Here is a 19,606-nt window from a genome sequence, read left to right on the forward strand (position 1 = left end):
GAGGGCGCCGCTAGATCTTGCGAAGCAAGACGCTCGACACGGTGTGATCGCTCGCCTTGCGCAGCACGAGTGAGGCGCGTGCTCGTGTCGGCAGCACGTTCTGCAGCAGGTTCGGCTCGTTGATCTCGGTCCAGAACCGCTTGGCGCGCGCTCGCGCCTCCTCTTCTGTGAGCGTGGCATACCGGTGGAAGTACGACTTCGGATCGGCGAAGGCTCCGCGCTGAAGCTTCAAGAACCGGCGCGTGTACCACTCGGCGATGTCGCCCGTTCGCGCATCGACGTACACGGTGAAGTCGAACAGGTCGCTCACCGCGAGTCGCGCTCCTGGGGTGGGCGGCTGCAGCACGTTGAGCCCCTCCACGATCAGGATGTCGGGGCGGCGCACCACGACCTCGGCATCCGGAACGATGTCGTAGCTCAAATGCGAGTAGAACGGGGCACGCACCTCTGGCGCGCCACTCTTCACCTGCGACACGAACCGCAGCAGCGCCCGCCGGTTGTAGCTCTCCGGGAACCCCTTGCGCTCCATCAGCCCCCGCCGTTCGAGTTCGGCGTTCGGGTACAGGAACCCGTCGGTCGTCACGAGCTCGACGCGAGGGGTGTCATCCCAGCGCGCGAGGAGTTCGCGCAACAGGCGCGCGATGGTCGACTTGCCCACCGCCACCGATCCGGCGACGCCGATCACGAACGGCGTGGTGCCGGCCTTCTCGCCGAGGAACGCGCTGACGTCGCGGTGCAGGCGACGCGCGCCGGCGGCGTACAGGTTCAACAGCCGACTGAGCGGGATGTAGACCTCTTCGACCTCGCGCATGTCGATGACATCGCCGAGGCCTTGCAGCTGCACGAGCTCGTACTCCGTGAGCGGCATCGCGGCGGCGGGCGCGAGTTCGGACCAGCGATCACGCCCGATCTCGACGAACGGGGTGAGCTGGCCGTTCGAGGCGTTCGCGGAACCCATTCCAGTCAGCGTAGTTAATACGAGAAGAACTTCGGATGCCGCGATCCGCGGTGCGGTCCCGGCACACGGCGCCGCGGTGACGCGAACCGCCCCAGGGCCGGGCCATGCGGCGGAGCGCCGCCGCCCCGGCATCCGCTCGGAAACAGCACGGAAAGCGCCCCCTAGAATCGAGCGCATGTGTGGAATCGTGGGCTATGTCGGCAGTGACCGGAGCATCGAAGTGCTCATGGGCGGCCTGCGCCGGCTCGAGTACCGTGGCTACGACTCGGCGGGAGTCGCGGTCATCGACGGCGACGGCGACCTCGGTTCCCGCAAGCGGTCGGGCAAGCTCAAGGTGCTTGCCGACGACCTCAAGCGCCACCCCCTCGACAACGGCGGAACCGGGATCGGTCATACCCGCTGGGCGACCCACGGCGGTCCGACCGATGAGAACGCGCACCCGCACCTCGGCGACGACGGCAAGCTCGCCCTCATCCACAACGGCATCATCGAGAACTTCGCCGCGCTCAAGCAGGAGTTGCTCGACGCGGGCGAGACCTTCACCAGCGAGACCGACAGCGAAGTCGCTGCGCTGCTGGTAGGCCGCGCCTATCGCGAGACGGGCGACCTCACCGCCGCAATGCAGCAGGTGGTGAACCGGCTCGACGGCGCCTTCACGCTGCTCGCGATCCACCGCGACCAGCCGGGCGTCGTCGTGGGTGCCCGCCGCAACTCTCCGCTCATCGTCGGCCTGGGAGAGGGCGAGAACTTCCTCGGCTCCGATGTCGCGGCCTTCATCGAGCACACTCGCCGGGCCGTCGCGATCGGCCAGGACCAGCTCGTGACCATCCGCCCCGACGAGGTCACCATCACCGACTTCCACGGCAACGTGGCCGAGTTCGAGCCCTTCGAGGTCGCGTGGGACGCCTCCGCATCCGAAAAGGGCGGCTGGCCGAACTTCATGTCGAAGGAGATCAGCGAGGAGCCCGAAGCGGTCGCGAACACGCTGCTCGGTCGCGTGACCGACGGGCTCGTGCAACTCGACGAGCTCGCCGAACTCGATCAGACGCTGCGCGATATCGACCGCGTGACCATCGTCGCCTGCGGAACCGCCGCCTATGCCGGCATGGTCGGCAAGTACGCCGTCGAGCAGTGGGCGCGGGTGCCAGTCGAGGTCGAGCTCGCCCACGAGTTCCGCTACCGCGAGCCGGTGCTGAGCGAACGCACTCTCGTCGTGTCGATCAGCCAGTCCGGCGAGACCATGGACACCCTCATGGCGGTGAAGTACGCGGCCGAGCACGGTGCGAAGACGCTGTCGATCTGCAACACGCAGGGTGCCACGATTCCCCGCGAGTCGGATGCCGTGCTCTACACGCACGCCGGCCCTGAAGTCGCAGTCGCCTCGACGAAGGCCTTCGTCGCGCAGATCACCGCGCTGTACCTCTTCGGTCTGCACCTCGCACGGCTCCGCGCTTCGCTCGACGAACGTGCCCACCGCGACCTGGTGACCGAGCTGACGGACGTTCCGGCGAAGATCGATCTCGTGCTCGATACGAGCGAGCGCATCAGCGAGCTCGCGCACTGGATGGCAGACACCCGATCGGTGCTCTTCCTCGGTCGCCACGTCGGGTACCCGGTCGCTCTTGAAGGCGCGCTGAAGCTCAAGGAGCTGGCGTACATCCATGCAGAGGGATTCGCCGCGGGCGAGCTGAAGCATGGCCCGATCGCGCTCATCGAGCCCGGTCAGATCGTCTTCGTGGTCGTGCCGAGCCCGCGTGACGAGCGATCGCTGCACGCCAAGGTCGTCTCGAACATCCAGGAGATCCGCGCACGCGGTGCGCGCGTGATCGCGATCGCCGAGCAGGGGGATGCCGCCGTGCTCCCGTTCGCCGACGAGGTCATCCAGATCCCGCTCGCCGGACCGTTCTTCGAGCCGATGCTGGCCGTCGTGCCGTTGCACATCTTCGCTCGCGACCTCGCGACCGCGAAGGGCCTCGACGTCGACCAGCCTCGCAACCTGGCGAAGTCGGTCACTGTCGAGTAGTCCGTTCCGGGCCCCGGCCCGTCAGACTGGGTTGTGATGGATGAGGCCGGGAAGAGACCCCGTGAAGAAGGCTGCAGTGGAGAGAGCGCGCGCGTGATCGTGGGAGTCGGTGTCGACATCGTCGACCTCGCGCGATTCGAGCGCGCGACGAGCCGTACTCCGGGCCTCGTGGAGAGGCTGTTCGCTGAGAGCGAACGCACGCTCCCGTTGCGCTCACTGGCGGCCCGCTTCGCCGCGAAAGAGGCGCTCATGAAGGCGCTGGGGGAGACCGACGGCATCCGCTGGCACGACATGCGGGTCGTCTCGGATGCCGAGCGCAACCCGGGGCTCGAGCTCAGCGGGCGCGCGGCCGAGATCGCCAAAGACCGCGGCATCCGCGCGACGCACCTCTCCATGGCGCATGACGCCGGTGTGGCCATCGCCTACGTGGTGGCGGAGTCGTGAGCCTTCGCGAGGCGCGCATCGACCTCGGGTCGATCAGCGCGAACACGAGCGCGATGCGGCAGCGCGTCGGTGCCGACCACGTGATGGCCGTGGTCAAGGCGCAGGCGTACGGGCACGGCGCGATCCAGAGCGCCCGGGCGGCGATCGACGGCGGCGCGGACTGGCTCGGCGTGGTCGATCTCGACGAGGCGTTCGAACTGCGCGACGCGGGGCTGCGGCATCCGGTGCTCACCTGGCTGCACGCGCCGGACGTGAACTTCACGCCGGCGATCGAGGCGGGCATCGATCTCGGCATCAACTCGCTCGACCAGCTCGAGCAGGCGGCCGCCGCGGGGACCGCGCGCGCTGTCGCGAACGTTCACCTGAAGGTCGACACCGGTCTCGGTCGCAACGGCATTCCTGCCGAACGCGCCGAGCGGGTGTTCTCGCGCGCCGCCGAGCTCGAGCGACTCGGCCGCCTGCGTGTGCGGGGCTTGTTCAGCCACCTGTCGGGCACGAGCGACGCCGATGACGCCGACCAGGCCGCTCGGTTCTCCAAGCATCTCGCCGCCGCGCGCTCGTTCGGCCTCGATCCCGAGCTCGTGCATCTGCACGCCTCCGCGGGTGCGCTGCGCATGCCGCTCGGCGAGTGCACCATGGTGCGCCTCGGCATCACGATCTACGGGCTCTCGCCGCTGGAAGGCGTGACCTCGGCGGAGCTCGGACTCCGACCGGCCATGCGGCTCTCAGCAGAGGTCGTCGCGACGAAGACCGTGCCCGCCGGTCACGGTGTCTCGTACGGCTACAGCTATCGCACCCAGCAGCCGACGACTCTCGCGCTGGTACCGCTCGGGTACGCCGACGGCATCCCGAGGGCAGCCGGCAATCGCGCGCCGGTATCGATCAACGGCTACCGCGCAACCATCTCCGGGATGGTTGCGATGGACCAGTTCGTCGTCGATATGGGTGATCACCCCGTGCGCGTCGGGGATCGCGCCGTGCTGTTCGGCGACCAGAACGCGGGCGACCCACCGGTCGAGGAATGGGCGGAGGCTTGCGAGACCATCAACTACGAGATCGTCACCCGCATCGGCGGTCGCACCCGGCGGAGCTTCGTGCAGTGACGGGCGAAGCGGTGATCACGCGTTTCACGGTCGAGACGCCCGAGCGCATGCAGCAGCTCGGCGCCGCACTCGCGCGTCGATTGCGGGCAGGCGACCTGGTGGCGCTGAACGGCGAGCTCGGCGCTGGCAAGACCACGCTCACCCGGGGGCTCGGTGCCGCACTCGGAGTGCGTGGCACCGTCACGAGCCCGACGTTCGTGCTCGCGCGCACCCACCCGCGAGGCGACGGCGGCCCTCCGCTCGTGCATGTCGACGCGTATCGATTGAGCAGCGCGGTCGAACTCGACGACCTCGACATCGACTTCGAATCATCGATCGTCGTGGTCGAGTGGGGCGCCGGCATGCTCGACGGCATCAGCGACTCCTGGCTCGAACTCGACATCGTGCGGCCGATGGGCGGTGCGGATGCCGGGGATAGCCGCCGTGGTGAGGCCGTCGAAGCCTCGCTCGAACTCGACAGCAATGCGCGCTGGGGCGATGCCGCCGCAGGCGAGGCCGCCGACGAGCAGGACGAAGACGACGAAGATGCCTTGGTGGGCGACCCGGACGCCCACGAGCGCCCCGCTGAGCGCCCCGCTGATCGTTCGGGGCCCGAGATGCCACCTGGGCTCGTGAACAGGCCGATGAGCGATGAGGGCGAGCTCGACGCTCCGCGGCCGAGGGTCGTCACCGTCACCGGCCACGGCCCACGCTGGCGCGATCTCGGTTTCCTGGCCGAATTCGGCGGCCGCAGCCGCGCGTAGGCTGAATGCCGTGCTGCTGGCCATCGACACCTCCATAGGAACGAGCGTCGCAGTGGTCGATCGCGACCGCGGCGTGCTCGCCGAACGCGCGACTTCGGACACTCGCTCGCACGCCGAAGTGATCGGCGCGTACATCGACGAGTGCCTCGGCGAAGCGCAGGTGGCGGCATCCGCTCTCTCAGCCGTCGCGATCGGCATGGGGCCCGGACCCTTCACGGGGCTGCGGGTCGGCATCGCCGCCGCCAACGCCTTCGCCTTCGGCATCGGCCGCCCGGTCGTGCGCGTCGTGAGCCACGACGCGGTCGCGTTCGCCGAGCTCCGAGCGGGCCGGCGCGATCCGGTGCTGGTCGTGAGCGACGCGCGTCGGCGCGAGGTGTACTGGTCGACCTATGCCGCGCCCGATTCCGAAGGTCTTCCGAAGCGTGTGCAAGGTCCGGCACTGACCCGTCCCGATGGCCTCGAAGACGCCGTCACCCGGCTCGACGAGTACCGCCGAGTCGACGCATCCGAGGTGTCAGCGGGTGCGCTCGGCATGCTCGCCGAGACGATGCACCTGCACGGCCGAGAGTTCGCGGCATCCGAGCCGCTGTACCTGCGCTCACCCGACGTGACGCTCGCCAAGGCCCCAAAGCGGGTGACCGGATGACGGAGCACACCGACGCCGGGTCGCCGCGCGCCCGCGGACCTTGGCTGCTGCGCCGCGCCTCGGTCGACGATCTCGACGCCATCATGGGCATCGAGCAGCGCACCTTCCCGACCGATGCATGGTCGCGCGAGGGCATGCACGCCGAGCTCGTGGGAGCGCACCGCTACTACTTGGTCGCCATCGCGACGGATGCCGGCGGCACTCCCGCCACGAGCGAGACCAACGCCTCCGCCGAGCCCCGAGCCTCGACCGAGGTCGTCGACGCCTACGCGGGTCTGCTCGCACCACCCGGTGCGGCGCAGGGCGACATCCAGACCATCGCGGTCGAGGAGCGCGCGCGGGGCAAGGGGCTGGGACGGCTGCTCATGCACGCGCTCATCGCTGAAGCGCGCAGGCGCGGCATCCGCGAGCTCTTCCTCGAGGTGCGCGCTGACAATCCGCCGGCCCGCCACCTGTATGACGCGCTGGGCTTCGCGCAGGTCGGCGTTCGTCCGCGCTACTACCAGCCCGACGGCGTCGACGCGATCGTCATGCGCCTCGACCTTCCCGAGGCGCGCATGGAGTTCACAGACCGCAGTGCCGCCGTTGATGCCGCGAGTGATCGCGCGCAACAAGACCCCCGAGCTGGGAGGAGCGAGGCATGACCGAGGCAGCCCCACTCGTGCTCGGCATCGAGACGAGTTGCGACGAGACCGGAGTGGGCGTCGTCCGCGGCACGAGACTGCTTGCGAACGTGATCGCCAGCTCGATGGAGCAGCACGCGCGGTACGGCGGCGTAGTGCCCGAGGTCGCGGCTCGCGCGCATCTCGAAGCGCTCACGCCGACGTTGACGACGGCGCTCGACGAGGCTGGCGTGACGCTCGACGAGCTGGATGCGATCGCGGTGACGAGCGGACCGGGACTCTCGGGCGCGCTCATGGTGGGCGTGGGAGCTGCGAAAGCGCTCGCCGTCGCCACCGGCAAGCCCCTTTACGCCGTGAACCACCTGGTCGGACATGTGGGCGCGGATGTGCTGAGCACGGGCGACGATGGCGGCGCGCAGGTCGAGTATCCGACCATCGCCCTGCTGGTGTCAGGAGGGCACACCTCGCTGCTGCTCGTGCGCGACCTCATCTCCCATGTCGAGTTGCTCGGCGAGACCATCGACGACGCTGCCGGCGAGGCATTCGACAAGGTGGCTCGGCTGCTCGGGCTGCCGTACCCGGGCGGTCCGCAGATCGACGCGGCCGCGGCATCCGGAGACCCCACCGCGATCCGCTTCCCGCGCGGGCTCAGCCTGCCGAAGGACATGGCGGAGCACCGCTACGACTTCTCGTTCTCAGGACTCAAGACCGCCGTCGCGAGGTGGGTCGAGCAGCGACAGGATGCCGGTGAACCGGTGCCCGTGGCCGATGTCGCCGCGAGCTTCCGCGAAGCGGTCGCCGACGTGCTGGTCACCAAGGCCATCGCCGCTTGCAACGATCTCGGAGTGCCGAGGCTGCTGCTCGGCGGCGGGGTGGTGGCCAACGCTCGAGTGCGAGCGCTCGCGGAGCAACGAGCGGATGCCGCCGGCATCGCGCTGCGGATTCCGCCCCTGTCGCTCTGCACCGACAACGGCGCCATGATCGCCGCGCTCGGCGCCCAGCTTGTGGCGGCAGGCCGCCCGCCGTCAGGCCTCGGTTTCGCCGCCGACTCCACCCTGCCGGTCACCGACATCCAGGCCTGACCGCAACCGGCGGTCGTCGCCCACCGCCGCCTGTTCCCCTGCCTCTCGCCGCCCCTCTACCGCTCAGGCCGGACCTCACCCGTCTCCGGTGACCGTTACCCGCCTCGGCCAGAGTTGCTGCTCTGGCCGGCGTGGCCAACTCTCGCCGCAGTGGATGAACCCCGTCGCGCAGTCGGCTCTTCGTCGGTTCGGGATGCTGTTGTCCGCCTGGGCCAGAGTTGTTGCTCTGGCCAGCGTCGCGAACTCTGGCCCGCGCGGCCAGCCGGGCCCGGGCCGCGAAGCCGAGCCTGCGCGGGAACCCGGGCCCGGCGTGGCTGACTCTCTCCGGTGGGTGGAACCGGGCGGCCCGAGGTGGCGCTCGCGAAACCGCGCGGTTCCTTCACAGGTGGGCCATGCCGAGGATCGGCCTCAGGGTGCGACCCCTCGGCGGTTTCGACTCGCCTTCACATGGTCGGATGCGGCATGACTCACGATGCGATCGCACTCACAGCGCTGCTCACGGCGGGCCGTGGGCTCACCACCACGCGCCGGCTTCACGACTTCGGCTTGACCGACCGCGACATCGAACGCTGCGTGGCCAACAAGGTGCTGGCCAGGGTGCGCAGAGGCGTCTTCGCCGACTTCGCGACGTTCTCGCAGCTCGACTCGCGCGAGCGCCACGTCCTGCGCTTCCGGGCGGAAGCTCTGTCGATGAGGTCGGCCCCGGTCGCTTCGCACCTCACTGCGGCGGCGCTGCACGGACCTCCAATCATCGACGGGTGGCCCGATGCTGTGCATGTGGCCGACTTCGGCGCCCGCGGAGGCAGTGGATGGCCCGGCCGGGTCACGCACCGAGCGGGCGAAGAAGTCGAACCCGTTGACATCGACGGGATGCTCGCAACGCCGCTGTCACGAACAGTGGTCGACCTCGCACGGATTCTGCCATTCGCGTCGGCGCTCGCCGTGGTCGACGCGGCGCTCCGGGGCGATCGCGGCAACAGTGCTCGCGGCGTGCTCGCGGGTGCCGCGCCGCCGCGGAGACCGGTTTCCCGCGCGGAGCTTCTGGCCGAGCTTGCGACCTCGTCACGGAGATTGGGAACTCAGCGTGCTCTGCGCGCTGTCGAAGCCGGGGACCCGCTGGCCGAGAGCGCCGGTGAATCGCTGAGCCGCGGTCGAATGATCGAACTGGGGTTCGTCATACCGCAGCTGCAGGTGCGCTTCGGCGACATCGAGGGCGGAAGCGCGATCGTGGACTTCTACTGGGAGGGCCTCCGTGCGATCGGCGAGTTCGACGGGATGGTCAAGTACTCGCGCTCGCTGGAACTCGAGGGGAGAACCGCCGCTGACGTGGTGGTGCGGGAGAAGCGGCGGGAAGACGCGCTGCGACGCCGAGTCGCCGCGTTCCACCGCTGGACCTGGGCTGATGCCATCGCGGCGCCGAAGTTCGCAAGGCTGCTTGCTGAGTTCGGCATCCCGTTGAGGTGACCGCCCTCCCTCTCCAGTGCTAGGGACGAGGCACTCGAACACCTTGCGGTGTTCTACCCGGGCCACAGCTCGGCATTTCTCGCCAGGCCGGCCGGCAGCCACCCCGGGTTGCGGCTCCCGCCGACGCGCCCACTCCCGGTTCGCCACCCCGGCCAGAGTTCCTGCTGTCTCCGGGGAGGGAAACCCGCTCCGAGGCGGCGTCCTGGTGACCGGCCGACCTTCGATGCTGATTGACACCTGAAAGCAGCACTGGTTGCATTGCCCTTGCCGACTTCGGCTCAATAATCCCCGGAAGGACCCATTCCTCGTATGACCACGCCTGCCCCGCAGCCCACGCCGTACTACTCGGCTCCTGCGCAGCAACAGAAGACGAACGTGCTCGCGATCGTCTCCCTCGTCACCTCGATCATCGGCATGTCGCTGATCGGCATCATCACCGGTCACATCGCGCTCTCCCAGATCAAGCGCACTGGCGAGAACGGCCGTGGCCTCGCGCTGGCGGGCACCATCATCGGGTATGCAGGCATCGTGCTCAGCGTCATCCTGGTACTGGCGTTCCTGCCGTTCATCCTGGCCGGTGCGGCCATGTCTAGCTACTGAGCCCATCACCGAGGAGGCCACACTCATGTCGAACGTTCCCCCGCCGCTCACACCGGATCCCGACGAGCGGCCGCAGCAGGCGGGCTCCGACGCGCCGACCTCGCCCGAGGCCCAGGCCGCTGCACAGCCCGACGTCCCCGGCGCGCCGGTTCCGCCTCCGGCTCCCGAGCCGCCCGCAGCTCCGAGCGCCCCTCCCGGGGCGACCATGCCGCCTCCCGGCCCTGGCGCTCAGTCGTACGGGGCTCCGCAGAATCCGTACGGAGCGCCGGGCGCCTCGCCGTACACCGCGCCTCCGGCCGGTCCGGGCGGTCCCGCCGGGCCGACCACCCCGTACTCCTACTCGCAGCCGGGCACGGGCACGAAAGCGCCGGTGCTGAGCATCATCTCGCTCATCGCCGGAATCGTCGGCGTCATCGGCTCGCTCGCTGTCGTCTGGATTCCGATCATCGGTGGCATCCTGCAGCTGTTCATCCCGGCTGCCGCCGTCGTGCTCGGCTTCCTGGGCAAGAAGCGCGAGCCCTGGGCGTCGAAGGGCCTCTGGCTCACCGGCATCATCCTGGGCTTCGTCGGCATCGCGATCGGCCTGATCTCGATCATCGCGTGGATCGCCCTGTTCGCCGCCTTCGGCAACTCGGGATACACCTACAACTACTGATGCCCTGAGCGCCGGCGTGAAGCCCGACACGGGCATTCGCTCCGGGCCTGGCCTTCCGTTGTCGTCGCGAGGTGAATGCCACGCGCTCGGACGGTTCCGTCGCCCCCGTCTCACCAGGCGGGGGCGACGTCGCGTTCCGGCGAGGCGACGGTCGTTCAGACGCGCTCGGCGAGCAGCGCGAGACGGCGCTCGCCGACCCGCGTGAGGATCAGCGTGGCGGCCGCAACGCCGCGCAGCCCGAGCTTCGTGCGAAGCGCTGCCGGGTCGACGTCCACGCCGCGCTTCTTGATCTCGAGTGAGCCGATGCCCCGGGCGGCGAGCTCGCGCTTCAATGAGCGGATGTCGAGCGCGAGCGTCGCCGTGATGCGGAACGCCTGCGCGAACGGCGTCGGCACGAGACGATCCGCGGTCACGTACGCGATCGTGGGATGCAGCATCCGCGCATCCAGGCTCCGCGCCAGGTCGCCGATGAGCCGGGCTCTGATCACAGCGCCATCCGGCTCGTAGAGATACTCGCCGAGCCCGCCAGGCGGCTCGTCTTCGCTGTCGGCGGCGCCGTCGAGGCGCGCGGCTCCGTGCTTGCCGAGCACCAGCGCCGATCGTCGCACGCCCTCCCGAGCGGCCGCGCCGAACCACGCCCCGAGTTCGACCACCTCGCGGTCGACCGACACCCACTGCGCCTCGCAGTCAGCGGGAATCAACTCGCGGTCGATACCTGGGCCGAGTTTCACACCACCGGATGCCGTGGCTCGCGCCAGTCCGAACGCCACATCGAGCGAGGGCGACCAGTCGGCCGCGTCATTGAGACGGCGCGAGCCCGACCGGCGTGCGGGGTCGAGATACACGCCGTCGAATCCGGCGAGGTCGAAGCCCTCCGCCTCGCCCTGGCGAACGGTGGCGTTCGAGAAGGGAGCGAGGTTGAAGCCCGCGATCGCGGCCGTCACCTCGTCGCGATCGACGGCGACCACGTCGAGTCCTAGGCTCGCGAAGGCCAGGGCGTCCGCGCCGATGCCGCAGCCCAGGTCGGCGACGCGCGTCGCACCCGCGTCCGCGAAACGACCGGCGTGGAGTGCGGCGACCTGCAGTCGAGTGGCCTGCTCGAGACCCGCTTCGGTGAACAGCATCCGTTCCGCGAACTCGCCGAACTTCGCGCGGGCACGGGCCCGGAGCTTGCGCTGCGAGAGCACGGCCGCCACGAGCGCGGGGGAGTGCCCCTGTCGACGCAGGCCGGCGACCGCAGTGACGACATCCTCCTTCGACTCGGCCGGCGGCAGCTCATCAAGCAACCGCAGCCCGTCGAGTGAGAGCAACTCGCGCAGTTCGCCCGCATCCATCGTTCAATCTTGGCCCACCGGGGCGCGCGTTCCGGAGAGGGGGTTAGGGGCCGAACTGCGTTGGCACTCGGATTGCGTGAGTGCCAGGCCGCCCCTACACTGTGTTTTGGCACACTCCAGCGGAGAGTGCTAACCCCTGGATCTTGTCAGAAAGAAGAGGACAACCGTGTCGGTCTCCATCAAGCCGCTCGAGGATCGCATCGTCATCAAGCAGGTCGAGGCAGAGCAGACGACTGCTTCCGGTCTCGTCATTCCCGACACCGCCAAGGAGAAGCCGCAGGAGGGTGAGGTCGTGGCGGTCGGCCCCGGTCGCATCGACGACAACGGCAACCGCATCCCGCTCGACGTTGCTGTCGGCGACAAGGTCATCTACTCGAAGTACGGCGGCACCGAGGTCAAGTACGGCGGCGAGGACCTCCTCGTGCTCTCGGCCCGCGACGTGCTCGCGGTGGTCGTGCGCTGAGCTGACGGTCAGCACCACTTCTCGAACGGCCCGGAGCTTCGCCTCCGGGCCGTTCGCCGTCTCTGCGCGATCTTGAGCACCTGCGCGCGCTTGAGCACGGGCGCGCGGCCGTCTCTGACACACCGCATCGCGTGCTGGGCTCGTCGGCCGCACCGCGGACAACCCGGCATCCGTCACGATCCCGATGAGCCCGTTTCGCTGCCCGCCTCAGGCATGAGCTGGCGATAGCGTCGTTTCGTCCGTGTTCCCCGACCGTCCGAATGCCGGTCGATGGCCACCGCCCGGCGCCCCCTCGTGAACCAGCACGAACGGCGTGCCGCGGCGGGCTCGACGAGAGAGAACTGCATGTCGCGCGCTCGCACCTCCGCCGCAATCGGCCTCGCCGCCTTCATCGCGCTCGCCGCGGTGGGCTGCGCGCCCGAGACTCCAGCCGAGCCGGAGCCCACGGCCGCCCCCGCGATCGAGGTCGAACCGAGCGGTGACGGGGTTCTCGTGATCGGCACGGTGACGGATGCCGCAGCCGGCGGCGCCGCGATCGTTGCCGGGGTCGAGCTCGCCGTGCGCGAGATCAACCAGGCGGGCAGCATCGGCGACGGGCCGGTCCAGGTCTACCACCGGGCGGCGAGCAACCCATCGGCCGTCGATGAACTGGTTGCTCGCGGTGCCGACGTCGTCATCGCGCCGGCATCCGTCGTGCTCGAGGCGCGCGAGGGTCTTCCGGTCATCGTCGTGACCCCGTCGACCGCGCCGAGCGAGCAGATGCTCGCCGTGCTGCAGCAGCTCGAGCCGGCGCTCGCCGACTTCACCGGAGCCACCGAGGCCTACGCGGCGGCGGTCGAAGCGGCCCTCGCCGCCGTGCTCGCCGAGGACGACGGCGGAGCTTCCATCGAGGCGCAACTGGCGAAGGTGTCTGCGGGAGACGCCGAGTGCTTCAGCTTCGGGGAGTGCCTCAGCGCTCGGGCCGCCGGGTTCGAGATGGCGTTCGCCGGGCCCTCGCGCTGACCGTTCGCCGCCTGTTCAGCACTGACGGCATCCATCGGCCGAGCGCACTCGGAATACCTGGCGCGCCCGTCGGTTAACATCGAGTACCGGGTTCGGCGCGGCATCCGGGACCCTGATTCGTTCCGAGCCCAGGAGAACAATGGAACAGCCAGACCCCTTCGGTTTCGTCGGCCTCACGTATGACGATGTGATGCTGCTGCCCGGGGCGACGGATGTCATCCCGAGCGAGGTCGACACCTCGACGCGTCTGACCCGCCGCATCCGCGTCAATGCCCCGCTGCTCTCGAGCGCGATGGACACCGTGACCGAGACCCGCATGGCGGTCGCCATGGCGCGTCAGGGCGGAATCGGCATCATCCACCGCAACCTCTCGATCGAAGACCAGGCGAACCACGTCGACAAGGTCAAGCGCAGCGAATCGGGCATGATCACGAACCCCGTGACCACGACCGCCGACGCCTCGGTGGCCGAGGTCGACGAGCTCTGCGGCAAGTTCCGGGTCTCGGGGCTGCCTGTCGTCGAGCCCGACGGCAAGCTCGTGGGCATCATCACCAACCGCGACATGCGCTTCGTGCGGCCGGCCGCCAAGGCCACCACGAAGGTGCACGAGGTGATGACGAGGATGCCGCTCATCACCGCACCGACCGGCATCACCGCTGACGACGCGATGCAGATCCTCGCCGAGCACAAGATCGAGAAGCTGCCCCTTGTCGATGGCGACGGGAAGCTCACCGGACTCATCACGGTGAAGGACTACGACAAGACCGAGCAGTACCCGCTCGCCACCAAGGACGAAGACGGGCGACTGCGCGTGGGCGCCGCGATCGGTTTCTTCGGCGACGCCTGGCAGCGCGCCGGCACGCTCGTCGACGCGGGTGTCGACGTGCTCGTGGTCGACACCGCGAACGGCGAGTCGGCCGGTGAGATCAACATCATCAAGCGCATCAAGGCCGATCCCGCGTTCAAGGACGTCGACGTGATCGGCGGCAACATCGCCACGCGCTCGGGCGCTCAGGCCCTCATCGATGCCGGTGCGGATGCCGTCAAGGTCGGCGTCGGCCCCGGCTCCATCTGCACCACCCGAGTGGTCGCAGGCGTGGGCGTGCCCCAGGTCACCGCCGTGTACGAGGCGTCGCTCGCGGCGCGCGAGGCGGGCGTTCCGATCATCGCCGACGGCGGACTGCAGTACTCGGGCGACATCGCCAAGGCGCTCGTGGCTGGAGCCGAGTCGGTCATGCTCGGCTCGCTGCTCGCCGGCACCGACGAGAGCCCCGGCGACCTCATCTTCGTGAACGGCAAGCAGTACAAGACGTATCGCGGCATGGGCTCGCTCGGCGCGATGCAGGCGCGCGGCAAGAAGACCTCGTACTCGCGCGACCGCTACTTCCAAGCTGATGTGCCGAGCGACGATGAGCTGATCGCCGAGGGCATCGAGGGCAAGGTCGCGTACCGCGGCGCAGTCGGCACGGTCGTGTACCAGCTGCTCGGCGGACTTCGGCAGTCGATGTTCTACGTGGGTGCTCGGTCGATCGAGGAGCTGCGCTCCAAGGGCAAGTTCGTGCGCATCACCGCCGCGGGTCTCAAGGAGTCGCACCCCCACGACATCCAGATGGTCGCGGAGGCGCCGAACTACCGCCGCTGACCTAAGGCGCCCATACTGCTCCAAGCGCCAGCGTGCGCGCCAACTTGAGACGGTTGCGCCTGAACGCGCTGGCGCGATTGTCTCCATCTGGCGCTGAAGCTGGTCACTGCCGGGGTGAATGTTGACCCGATGGCCGAGACGGCCATCGGCGCTGGCGCCGCGGCCAAGGCCCGAAAGGGCCTTCGCTCCAAGCTCCAGCGCGCGCGCAGATAGGCTGGTTTCGTGAATGAGCTCGAGATCGGCCGCGCGAAGCGTGCCCGCCAGGTGTTCGCCTTCGACGATGTGGCCGTCGTGCCGAGCCGTCGGACTCGTGACCCGCGCGACGTGTCGGTGAGCTGGTCGATCGACGCCTTCCAGTTCGACACGCCGATCATCGCGGCTCCCATGGACTCCGTCGTCTCGCCTGAGACGGCGATCCAGATGGGCCGCCTGGGCGGTCTCGGAGTGCTCGACCTCGAGGGCGTCTGGACTCGCTACGAGGATGCCGATGAGGTGCTCGCCGAGATCCGCCAGTTGCCGCACGACACGGCCACCGAGCGCATGCAGGAGCTGTACTCCGAGCCCATCAAGCCGGAGCTGATCACGCAGCGCCTCGAGCAGATCCGCGCGGCGGGTGTACCGGTCGCCGGCTCGCTGAGCCCGCAGCGCACGCAGGAGTTCCACGAGACCGTCATCGGGGCCGGTGTCGACCTCTTCGTGATCCGCGGAACCACGGTGAGCGCGGAGCACGTGTCGAAGAACGTCGAGCCGCTGAACCTCAAGAAGTTCATCTACGAACTCGATGTGCCGGTCATCGTCGGCGGCGCCGCCACCTACACGGCGGCGCTGCACCTCATGCGCACCGGCGCGGCTGGCGTGCTGGTCGGCTTCGGCGGGGGAGCGGCGTCGACCACGCGCACCTCACTCGGCATCCATGCGCCGATGGCGACGGCGGTCGCGGATGTCGCCGGCGCTCGCCGCGACTACCTCGACGAATCGGGCGGACGCTACGTGCATGTCATCGCCGATGGCGGGTTGAACACCAGCGGCGACATCGTCAAGGCGATCGCCTGCGGTGCCGACGCGGTCATGCTCGGCACCGCGCTCGCGCGCGCCGAGGAGGCGCCGGGCGGAGGCTGGCACTGGGGCGCCGAGGCGCACCACGCCGAGTTGCCGCGCGGCCACCGTGTCGAGGTGGGCACCATCGCGTCGCTCGAGCAGGTGCTGTTCGGGCCCTCGCGCACCTCTGATGGGCGTGCCAACCTGGTCGGAGCCCTTCGGCGGTCGATGGCCACCACGGGCTACTCCGACCTCAAGGAGTTCCAACGGGTCGAGGTCGTCGTCGGGTCGTTCCGACGCTGACACCAGCCGCGCGGATGCCGAGGGCTCCCGGCGGCGTGAGGGAGACGAGCGCATGACGGAGGACGAATGGCGGTCAATCAGCGTACGGTGAGCCGGTCGTCGAAGCTGGGACCGGACGAGCGGGCCGCCGCGATCGATGCGCTCCGCACGAAGGAACTCGACATCCTCGTGATCGGCGGCGGCGTCGTAGGCACGGGCGCGGCGCTCGATGCGGTGACGCGCGGCCTCAGAGTCGGCATCGTCGAGGCGCGCGACTGGGGCAGCGGCACCTCGAGCCGCTCGTCGAAGCTCGTGCATGGCGGCATCCGGTATCTCGAACAGCTCGACTTCAGGCTTGTGCGAGAGGCGCTCATCGAACGCGGTCTGCTGCTGCAGCGCATCGCACCCCACCTGGTGAAGCCGGTGCGCTTCTTGTACCCGCTGACCAAGCCGATCTTCGAGCGGCTGTACATCGGCGCCGGGATGCTGCTGTACGACCTCTTCAGCTACACGGGCGGTCGTCCGCCGGGCGTGCCGTGGCATCGACACTTGACGAAGCGGCAGATCCGGCGTGCGGCTCCGAGCCTCGCGGGTGACGCGTTCATCGGAGGCATCAGCTACTACGACGGCCAGGTCGACGACGCGCGGTTCGTCGCGAGCCTCGCCCGCACGGCATCCTTCTACGGCGCGCACGCTGCCAACCGCGTGCGAGTCGAAGAGTTCCTCAAAGTCGGCCAGCGGGTCGTCGGGGTGGTCGCGCACGACCTGGAGACGGGCGAGCGCTTCGAGATCCGCGCCAAGCAGATCGTGAACGCGACCGGGGTCTGGACCGACGACACCCAGGCGATGGTCGGCGAGCGCGGCCAGTTCAAGGTGCGAGCCTCGAAGGGCGTGCACCTCGTCGTGCCTCGTGACCGGTTCCACTCGAAGCTCGGGCTGCTGCTGCGCACCGAGAAGAGCGTGCTGTTCGTCATCCCCTGGGGAAGGCATTGGCTGATCGGCACGACTGACACCGATTGGAACCTCGACAAGGCGCATCCCGCCGCGACCGCGGCCGATATCGACTATCTGCTCGAGCGAGTGAACGAGGTGCTCGCCGTGCCGCTCACCCGTGAAGACGTGGAGGGCGTCTACGCGGGCTTGCGCCCATTGCTCGCCGGCGAGAGCGAGGAGACGTCGAAGCTCAGCCGCGAGCACGTGGTCGCGCACACGGTGCCCGGTCTGGTCGTGGTCGCCGGCGGCAAGTTCACCACCTACCGCGTCATGGCGAAGGACGCGATCGACGAGGCGGCTGCCGCCCTCGACGGCAACATCCCGCCCAGTTGCACTCAAGACATCGGGCTGCTGGGCGCCGAGGGCTATCGCGCCGCGTGGAACAAGCGCGCCAAGATCGCGCGAGCCTTCGGAGTGCACACCGCGCGGATCGAGCACCTGCTCAATCGCCACGGCGTACTCACCGACGAACTGCTCGATCTGATCCGCGCGCGGCCCGAGCTCGCCGAGCCCCTGCCCGGCGCCGACGATTACCTGCAGGCCGAGGTGGTGTACGCGGCGACCCACGAGGGCGCGCTGCACCTCGATGACGTGCTCGCCCGTCGCACGCACGTCTCGATCGAGGCGTGGGACCGCGGGGTCTCGGCGGCGCCGATCGCCGCTCGGCTGATGGGCGAGACGCTCGGCTGGGATGCCGCTCGAATCGACCGCGAGATCGAGCACTACCTGAAGCGGGTCGCCGCCGAGCGCGCCAGCCAGGAGCAGCCCGACGACGAGTCGGCCGATCGAGTGCGGCTCTCGGCGCCCGACATCGCGTCGCGGTAGCCGCTGCCCTCCTCCTCGCGACCGCGCACCCGGACCGCCGTCGTCGCGCGCTCGCCCGGCTTCCCTTCGTCGCGCGCGCTGCGGCTGCGCCCTTCGTGGCGCGGTGACCCCGCTTCCCTTCGTCGCGCAGTCACCCGCTTCCCTTCGTGGCGCGCTCGCCCGGCGGCATCCCTTCGTCGAGATGACAAGAAGTGCTGCGAATAGGCCGCCGCAAGCGCATTTCTTGTCATCTCGACGGCTGGGCTCGGCGGAGTCCGCAGGGGGAGCAGAAGGGCGGATGCCGAGCCTCGGCTGTGAGGCAGGGCGCAGCGGCGCGAACTAGGCTTGTCGCCCGTGTGGAGAGTTGCCCGACGGCCCAAGTGGATCGGCGTGCTGGTCGCGTGTCTGGCCGTCGCCGCGGCGTTCGCCCTGCTCGGCCAATGGCAGCTCGAGCGCAGCTTCGACCAGGCCGTGGTGATCGAGCGCGACACTGAGACCCCGCATCCGATCGAGGCGGTCACCGCTCCCCAGCAGCCCGTCTCCGAGACGCTCGCTGGCCTGGTGGTCACGGTCGAGGGGTCATTCGTCGCCGGCGATTTCGTGACGCTCACCGAGCGGTTGCAGCACGGCGAGCCGGGCGATTGGCTGGTCGGCCACTTCCTCACCACGGAGGGCGCGAGCCTGGCCGTCGCGGTCGGATGGCAAGCCGACGATGAGGGCTTCGACTCGGCCGCCGACGAGCTCGTCGCACTCGGGACCATCGAGATCGAAGGACGCTACCTGCCGAGCGATTCTCCGACCCAGTCGGAGTACGAGGAGGGCCAGCAGTCGGCGCTCGCAGTCGCCCAGCTGATCAATGAGTGGGACGAGGTCGACGGTGTGTACAGCGGCTACGTCGTCTCGCACACCGACCTCGGTGTCTCGGCATCCGGTATGGAGGCCATCGACTCGCCCAAGCCGGATTCCGAATTCGAGCTCAACTGGCTCAACATCTTCTACGCCATCGAGTGGGCGCTCTTCGCCGTGTTCGCCGTGTACCTCTGGTACCGACTGGTGAAGGATGCCTGGGAGCGCGAGGTCGAACTCGCCGAGCTCGAGGCCGCAGAGGCCGAAGCGAACGCCGCGGCAGGCGGCGCCGCGCAGGCCACCACAGCGACCTCAAACGGTTCTGGTGCGGCCTCCGGCGCTCAGGAGTCGCTGCACCGTGCGTCGGTAGAATGACCGGCATGGCCCTTGCTCCCCGCCTCGAGACGTTTCCGCAGATCCGGGGCAGCCTGAAGTTCTACCAGGTGACCGCCTACATCACCGGTGTGATGCTGCTGCTCCTGTGCGTCGAGATGGTGCTGAAGTACGCGTTCGGCACCGAGATCGAGTTCGGCGGGGCATACGGTCTCATCGCGTTCGTGCCCTCGGGTACGGTGCAGGCCGTCAACCTGAGCATCGGCATCCTGATCGCCCACGGCTGGCTCTATGTTGTGTACCTGATCGCCTGCTTCCGTCTCTGGACGTTCATGCGCTGGCCGTTCCTGCAGCTCGTGCTGCTCGCCACCGGCGGCGTCGTGCCATTCCTGTCGTTCATCGTCGAGGTCAATGTGACCCGGCGCATCAAGCGCTATCTCGCCAGCCGAGAAGCCGAGCTCGTGGAGGTTGCTGATTAGCGCCGCAGACCGCTCCGAACAGCCCTCCGACGGGGCTCCAGGCGACGCC

19 protein-coding genes are annotated in these 19,606 nt (G+C 69.1%); 17 read left to right on the top strand and 2 right to left on the bottom strand.

The annotated features are described in order from the left end of the window. Positions 1-10: 10 nt before the first annotated feature. Positions 11-958, bottom strand: a complete 948-nt coding sequence (gene coaA, locus ABV606_RS08105; RefSeq protein WP_281488399.1) for a type I pantothenate kinase — start codon at positions 956-958, stop codon at positions 11-13. A gap of 175 nt (positions 959-1,133) precedes the next feature. On the opposite strand from coaA, the gene glmS reads away from it, so the two are divergent. The 10 genes from glmS to ABV606_RS08155 all read left to right on the top strand — a co-directional run bounded on the left by glmS (position 1,134) and on the right by ABV606_RS08155 (position 10,341). After that, positions 1,134-2,981, top strand: a complete 1,848-nt coding sequence (gene glmS / locus ABV606_RS08110) for a glutamine--fructose-6-phosphate transaminase (isomerizing) (RefSeq protein ID WP_281488400.1) — start codon at positions 1,134-1,136, stop codon at positions 2,979-2,981. A gap of 93 nt (positions 2,982-3,074) precedes the next feature. Continuing rightward, positions 3,075-3,425 (top strand): holo-ACP synthase, encoded by a 351-nt coding sequence (locus ABV606_RS08115; protein ID WP_281488597.1) that lies wholly within the window; start codon positions 3,075-3,077, stop codon positions 3,423-3,425. Next, positions 3,422-4,528 (top strand): alanine racemase, encoded by a 1,107-nt coding sequence (gene alr, locus ABV606_RS08120; protein ID WP_281488401.1) that lies wholly within the window; start codon positions 3,422-3,424, stop codon positions 4,526-4,528. The genes ABV606_RS08115 and alr overlap by 4 nt, the downstream gene beginning before the upstream one ends. Then, the gene (gene tsaE / locus ABV606_RS12145; protein ID WP_435414869.1) at positions 4,525-5,271 is read left to right on the top strand and encodes a tRNA (adenosine(37)-N6)-threonylcarbamoyltransferase complex ATPase subunit type 1 TsaE; all 747 of its coding nucleotides are present in this window, start codon (positions 4,525-4,527) and stop codon (positions 5,269-5,271) included. Before alr ends, tsaE begins: the two co-directional genes overlap by 4 nt. A gap of 10 nt (positions 5,272-5,281) precedes the next feature. Continuing rightward, positions 5,282-5,917 carry a tRNA (adenosine(37)-N6)-threonylcarbamoyltransferase complex dimerization subunit type 1 TsaB gene (gene tsaB / locus ABV606_RS08130; RefSeq protein ID WP_353987323.1) on the top strand — a complete coding sequence of 212 codons (636 nt, stop codon included), beginning with the start codon at positions 5,282-5,284 and terminating at the stop codon, positions 5,915-5,917. After that, on the top strand, positions 5,914-6,561 hold the full coding sequence (locus ABV606_RS08135; RefSeq protein WP_353987324.1) for a GNAT family N-acetyltransferase: 648 nt from the start codon (positions 5,914-5,916) through the stop codon (positions 6,559-6,561). The genes tsaB and ABV606_RS08135 overlap by 4 nt, the downstream gene beginning before the upstream one ends. Further along, complete coding sequence (tsaD, locus tag ABV606_RS08140) at positions 6,558-7,622, top strand: tRNA (adenosine(37)-N6)-threonylcarbamoyltransferase complex transferase subunit TsaD (RefSeq protein WP_353987325.1); 1,065 nt, start codon at positions 6,558-6,560, stop codon at positions 7,620-7,622. Before ABV606_RS08135 ends, tsaD begins: the two co-directional genes overlap by 4 nt. Positions 7,623-8,084: 462 nt before the next feature. Next, positions 8,085-9,086 carry a hypothetical protein gene (locus ABV606_RS08145; RefSeq protein WP_353987326.1) on the top strand — a complete coding sequence of 334 codons (1,002 nt, stop codon included), beginning with the start codon at positions 8,085-8,087 and terminating at the stop codon, positions 9,084-9,086. 309 nt (positions 9,087-9,395) lie between these two features. Beyond that, a complete protein-coding gene (locus tag ABV606_RS08150; RefSeq protein ID WP_353987327.1) occupies positions 9,396-9,686 on the top strand; it encodes a DUF4190 domain-containing protein in 291 nt (96 codons plus the stop codon). 25 nt (positions 9,687-9,711) lie between these two features. Beyond that, positions 9,712-10,341, top strand: coding sequence for a DUF4190 domain-containing protein (locus ABV606_RS08155; RefSeq protein WP_353987328.1), 630 nt, complete (start codon positions 9,712-9,714; stop codon positions 10,339-10,341). 155 nt (positions 10,342-10,496) lie between these two features. Here ABV606_RS08155 and ABV606_RS08160 read toward each other — a convergent pair whose 3' ends face one another. After that, the gene (locus ABV606_RS08160) at positions 10,497-11,675 is read right to left on the bottom strand and encodes a class I SAM-dependent methyltransferase (RefSeq protein ID WP_353987329.1); all 1,179 of its coding nucleotides are present in this window, start codon (positions 11,673-11,675) and stop codon (positions 10,497-10,499) included. Positions 11,676-11,841: 166 nt separating this feature from the next. On the opposite strand from ABV606_RS08160, the gene groES reads away from it, so the two are divergent. From groES to ABV606_RS08195, 7 genes are all read left to right on the top strand, one after another. Then, complete coding sequence (gene groES, locus ABV606_RS08165) at positions 11,842-12,138, top strand: co-chaperone GroES (RefSeq protein ID WP_173183376.1); 297 nt, start codon at positions 11,842-11,844, stop codon at positions 12,136-12,138. A 345-nt stretch (positions 12,139-12,483) separates the two neighbouring features. Continuing rightward, entirely contained in the window at positions 12,484-13,140 is a 657-nt protein-coding gene (locus tag ABV606_RS08170) for a hypothetical protein (protein ID WP_353987330.1), read from the top strand. A 139-nt stretch (positions 13,141-13,279) separates the two neighbouring features. After that, positions 13,280-14,782, top strand: a complete 1,503-nt coding sequence (guaB, locus tag ABV606_RS08175) for an IMP dehydrogenase (protein WP_353987331.1) — start codon at positions 13,280-13,282, stop codon at positions 14,780-14,782. A gap of 222 nt (positions 14,783-15,004) precedes the next feature. Continuing rightward, complete coding sequence (locus ABV606_RS08180) at positions 15,005-16,123, top strand: GuaB3 family IMP dehydrogenase-related protein (RefSeq protein WP_353987332.1); 1,119 nt, start codon at positions 15,005-15,007, stop codon at positions 16,121-16,123. Between the two features lie 66 nt (positions 16,124-16,189). Next, a complete protein-coding gene (locus ABV606_RS08185; protein WP_281488412.1) occupies positions 16,190-17,920 on the top strand; it encodes a glycerol-3-phosphate dehydrogenase/oxidase in 1,731 nt (576 codons plus the stop codon). Between the two features lie 333 nt (positions 17,921-18,253). After that, on the top strand, positions 18,254-19,120 hold the full coding sequence (locus tag ABV606_RS08190) for an SURF1 family cytochrome oxidase biogenesis protein (protein ID WP_353987333.1): 867 nt from the start codon (positions 18,254-18,256) through the stop codon (positions 19,118-19,120). Positions 19,121-19,125: 5 nt separating this feature from the next. Beyond that, positions 19,126-19,557 carry a DUF3817 domain-containing protein gene (locus tag ABV606_RS08195; protein ID WP_281488414.1) on the top strand — a complete coding sequence of 144 codons (432 nt, stop codon included), beginning with the start codon at positions 19,126-19,128 and terminating at the stop codon, positions 19,555-19,557. Positions 19,558-19,606: the final 49 nt, after the last annotated feature.

The organism is Ruicaihuangia caeni (assembly GCF_040536845.1).
GTDB classification, from domain to species: domain Bacteria; phylum Actinomycetota; class Actinomycetes; order Actinomycetales; family Microbacteriaceae; genus Ruicaihuangia; species Ruicaihuangia caeni.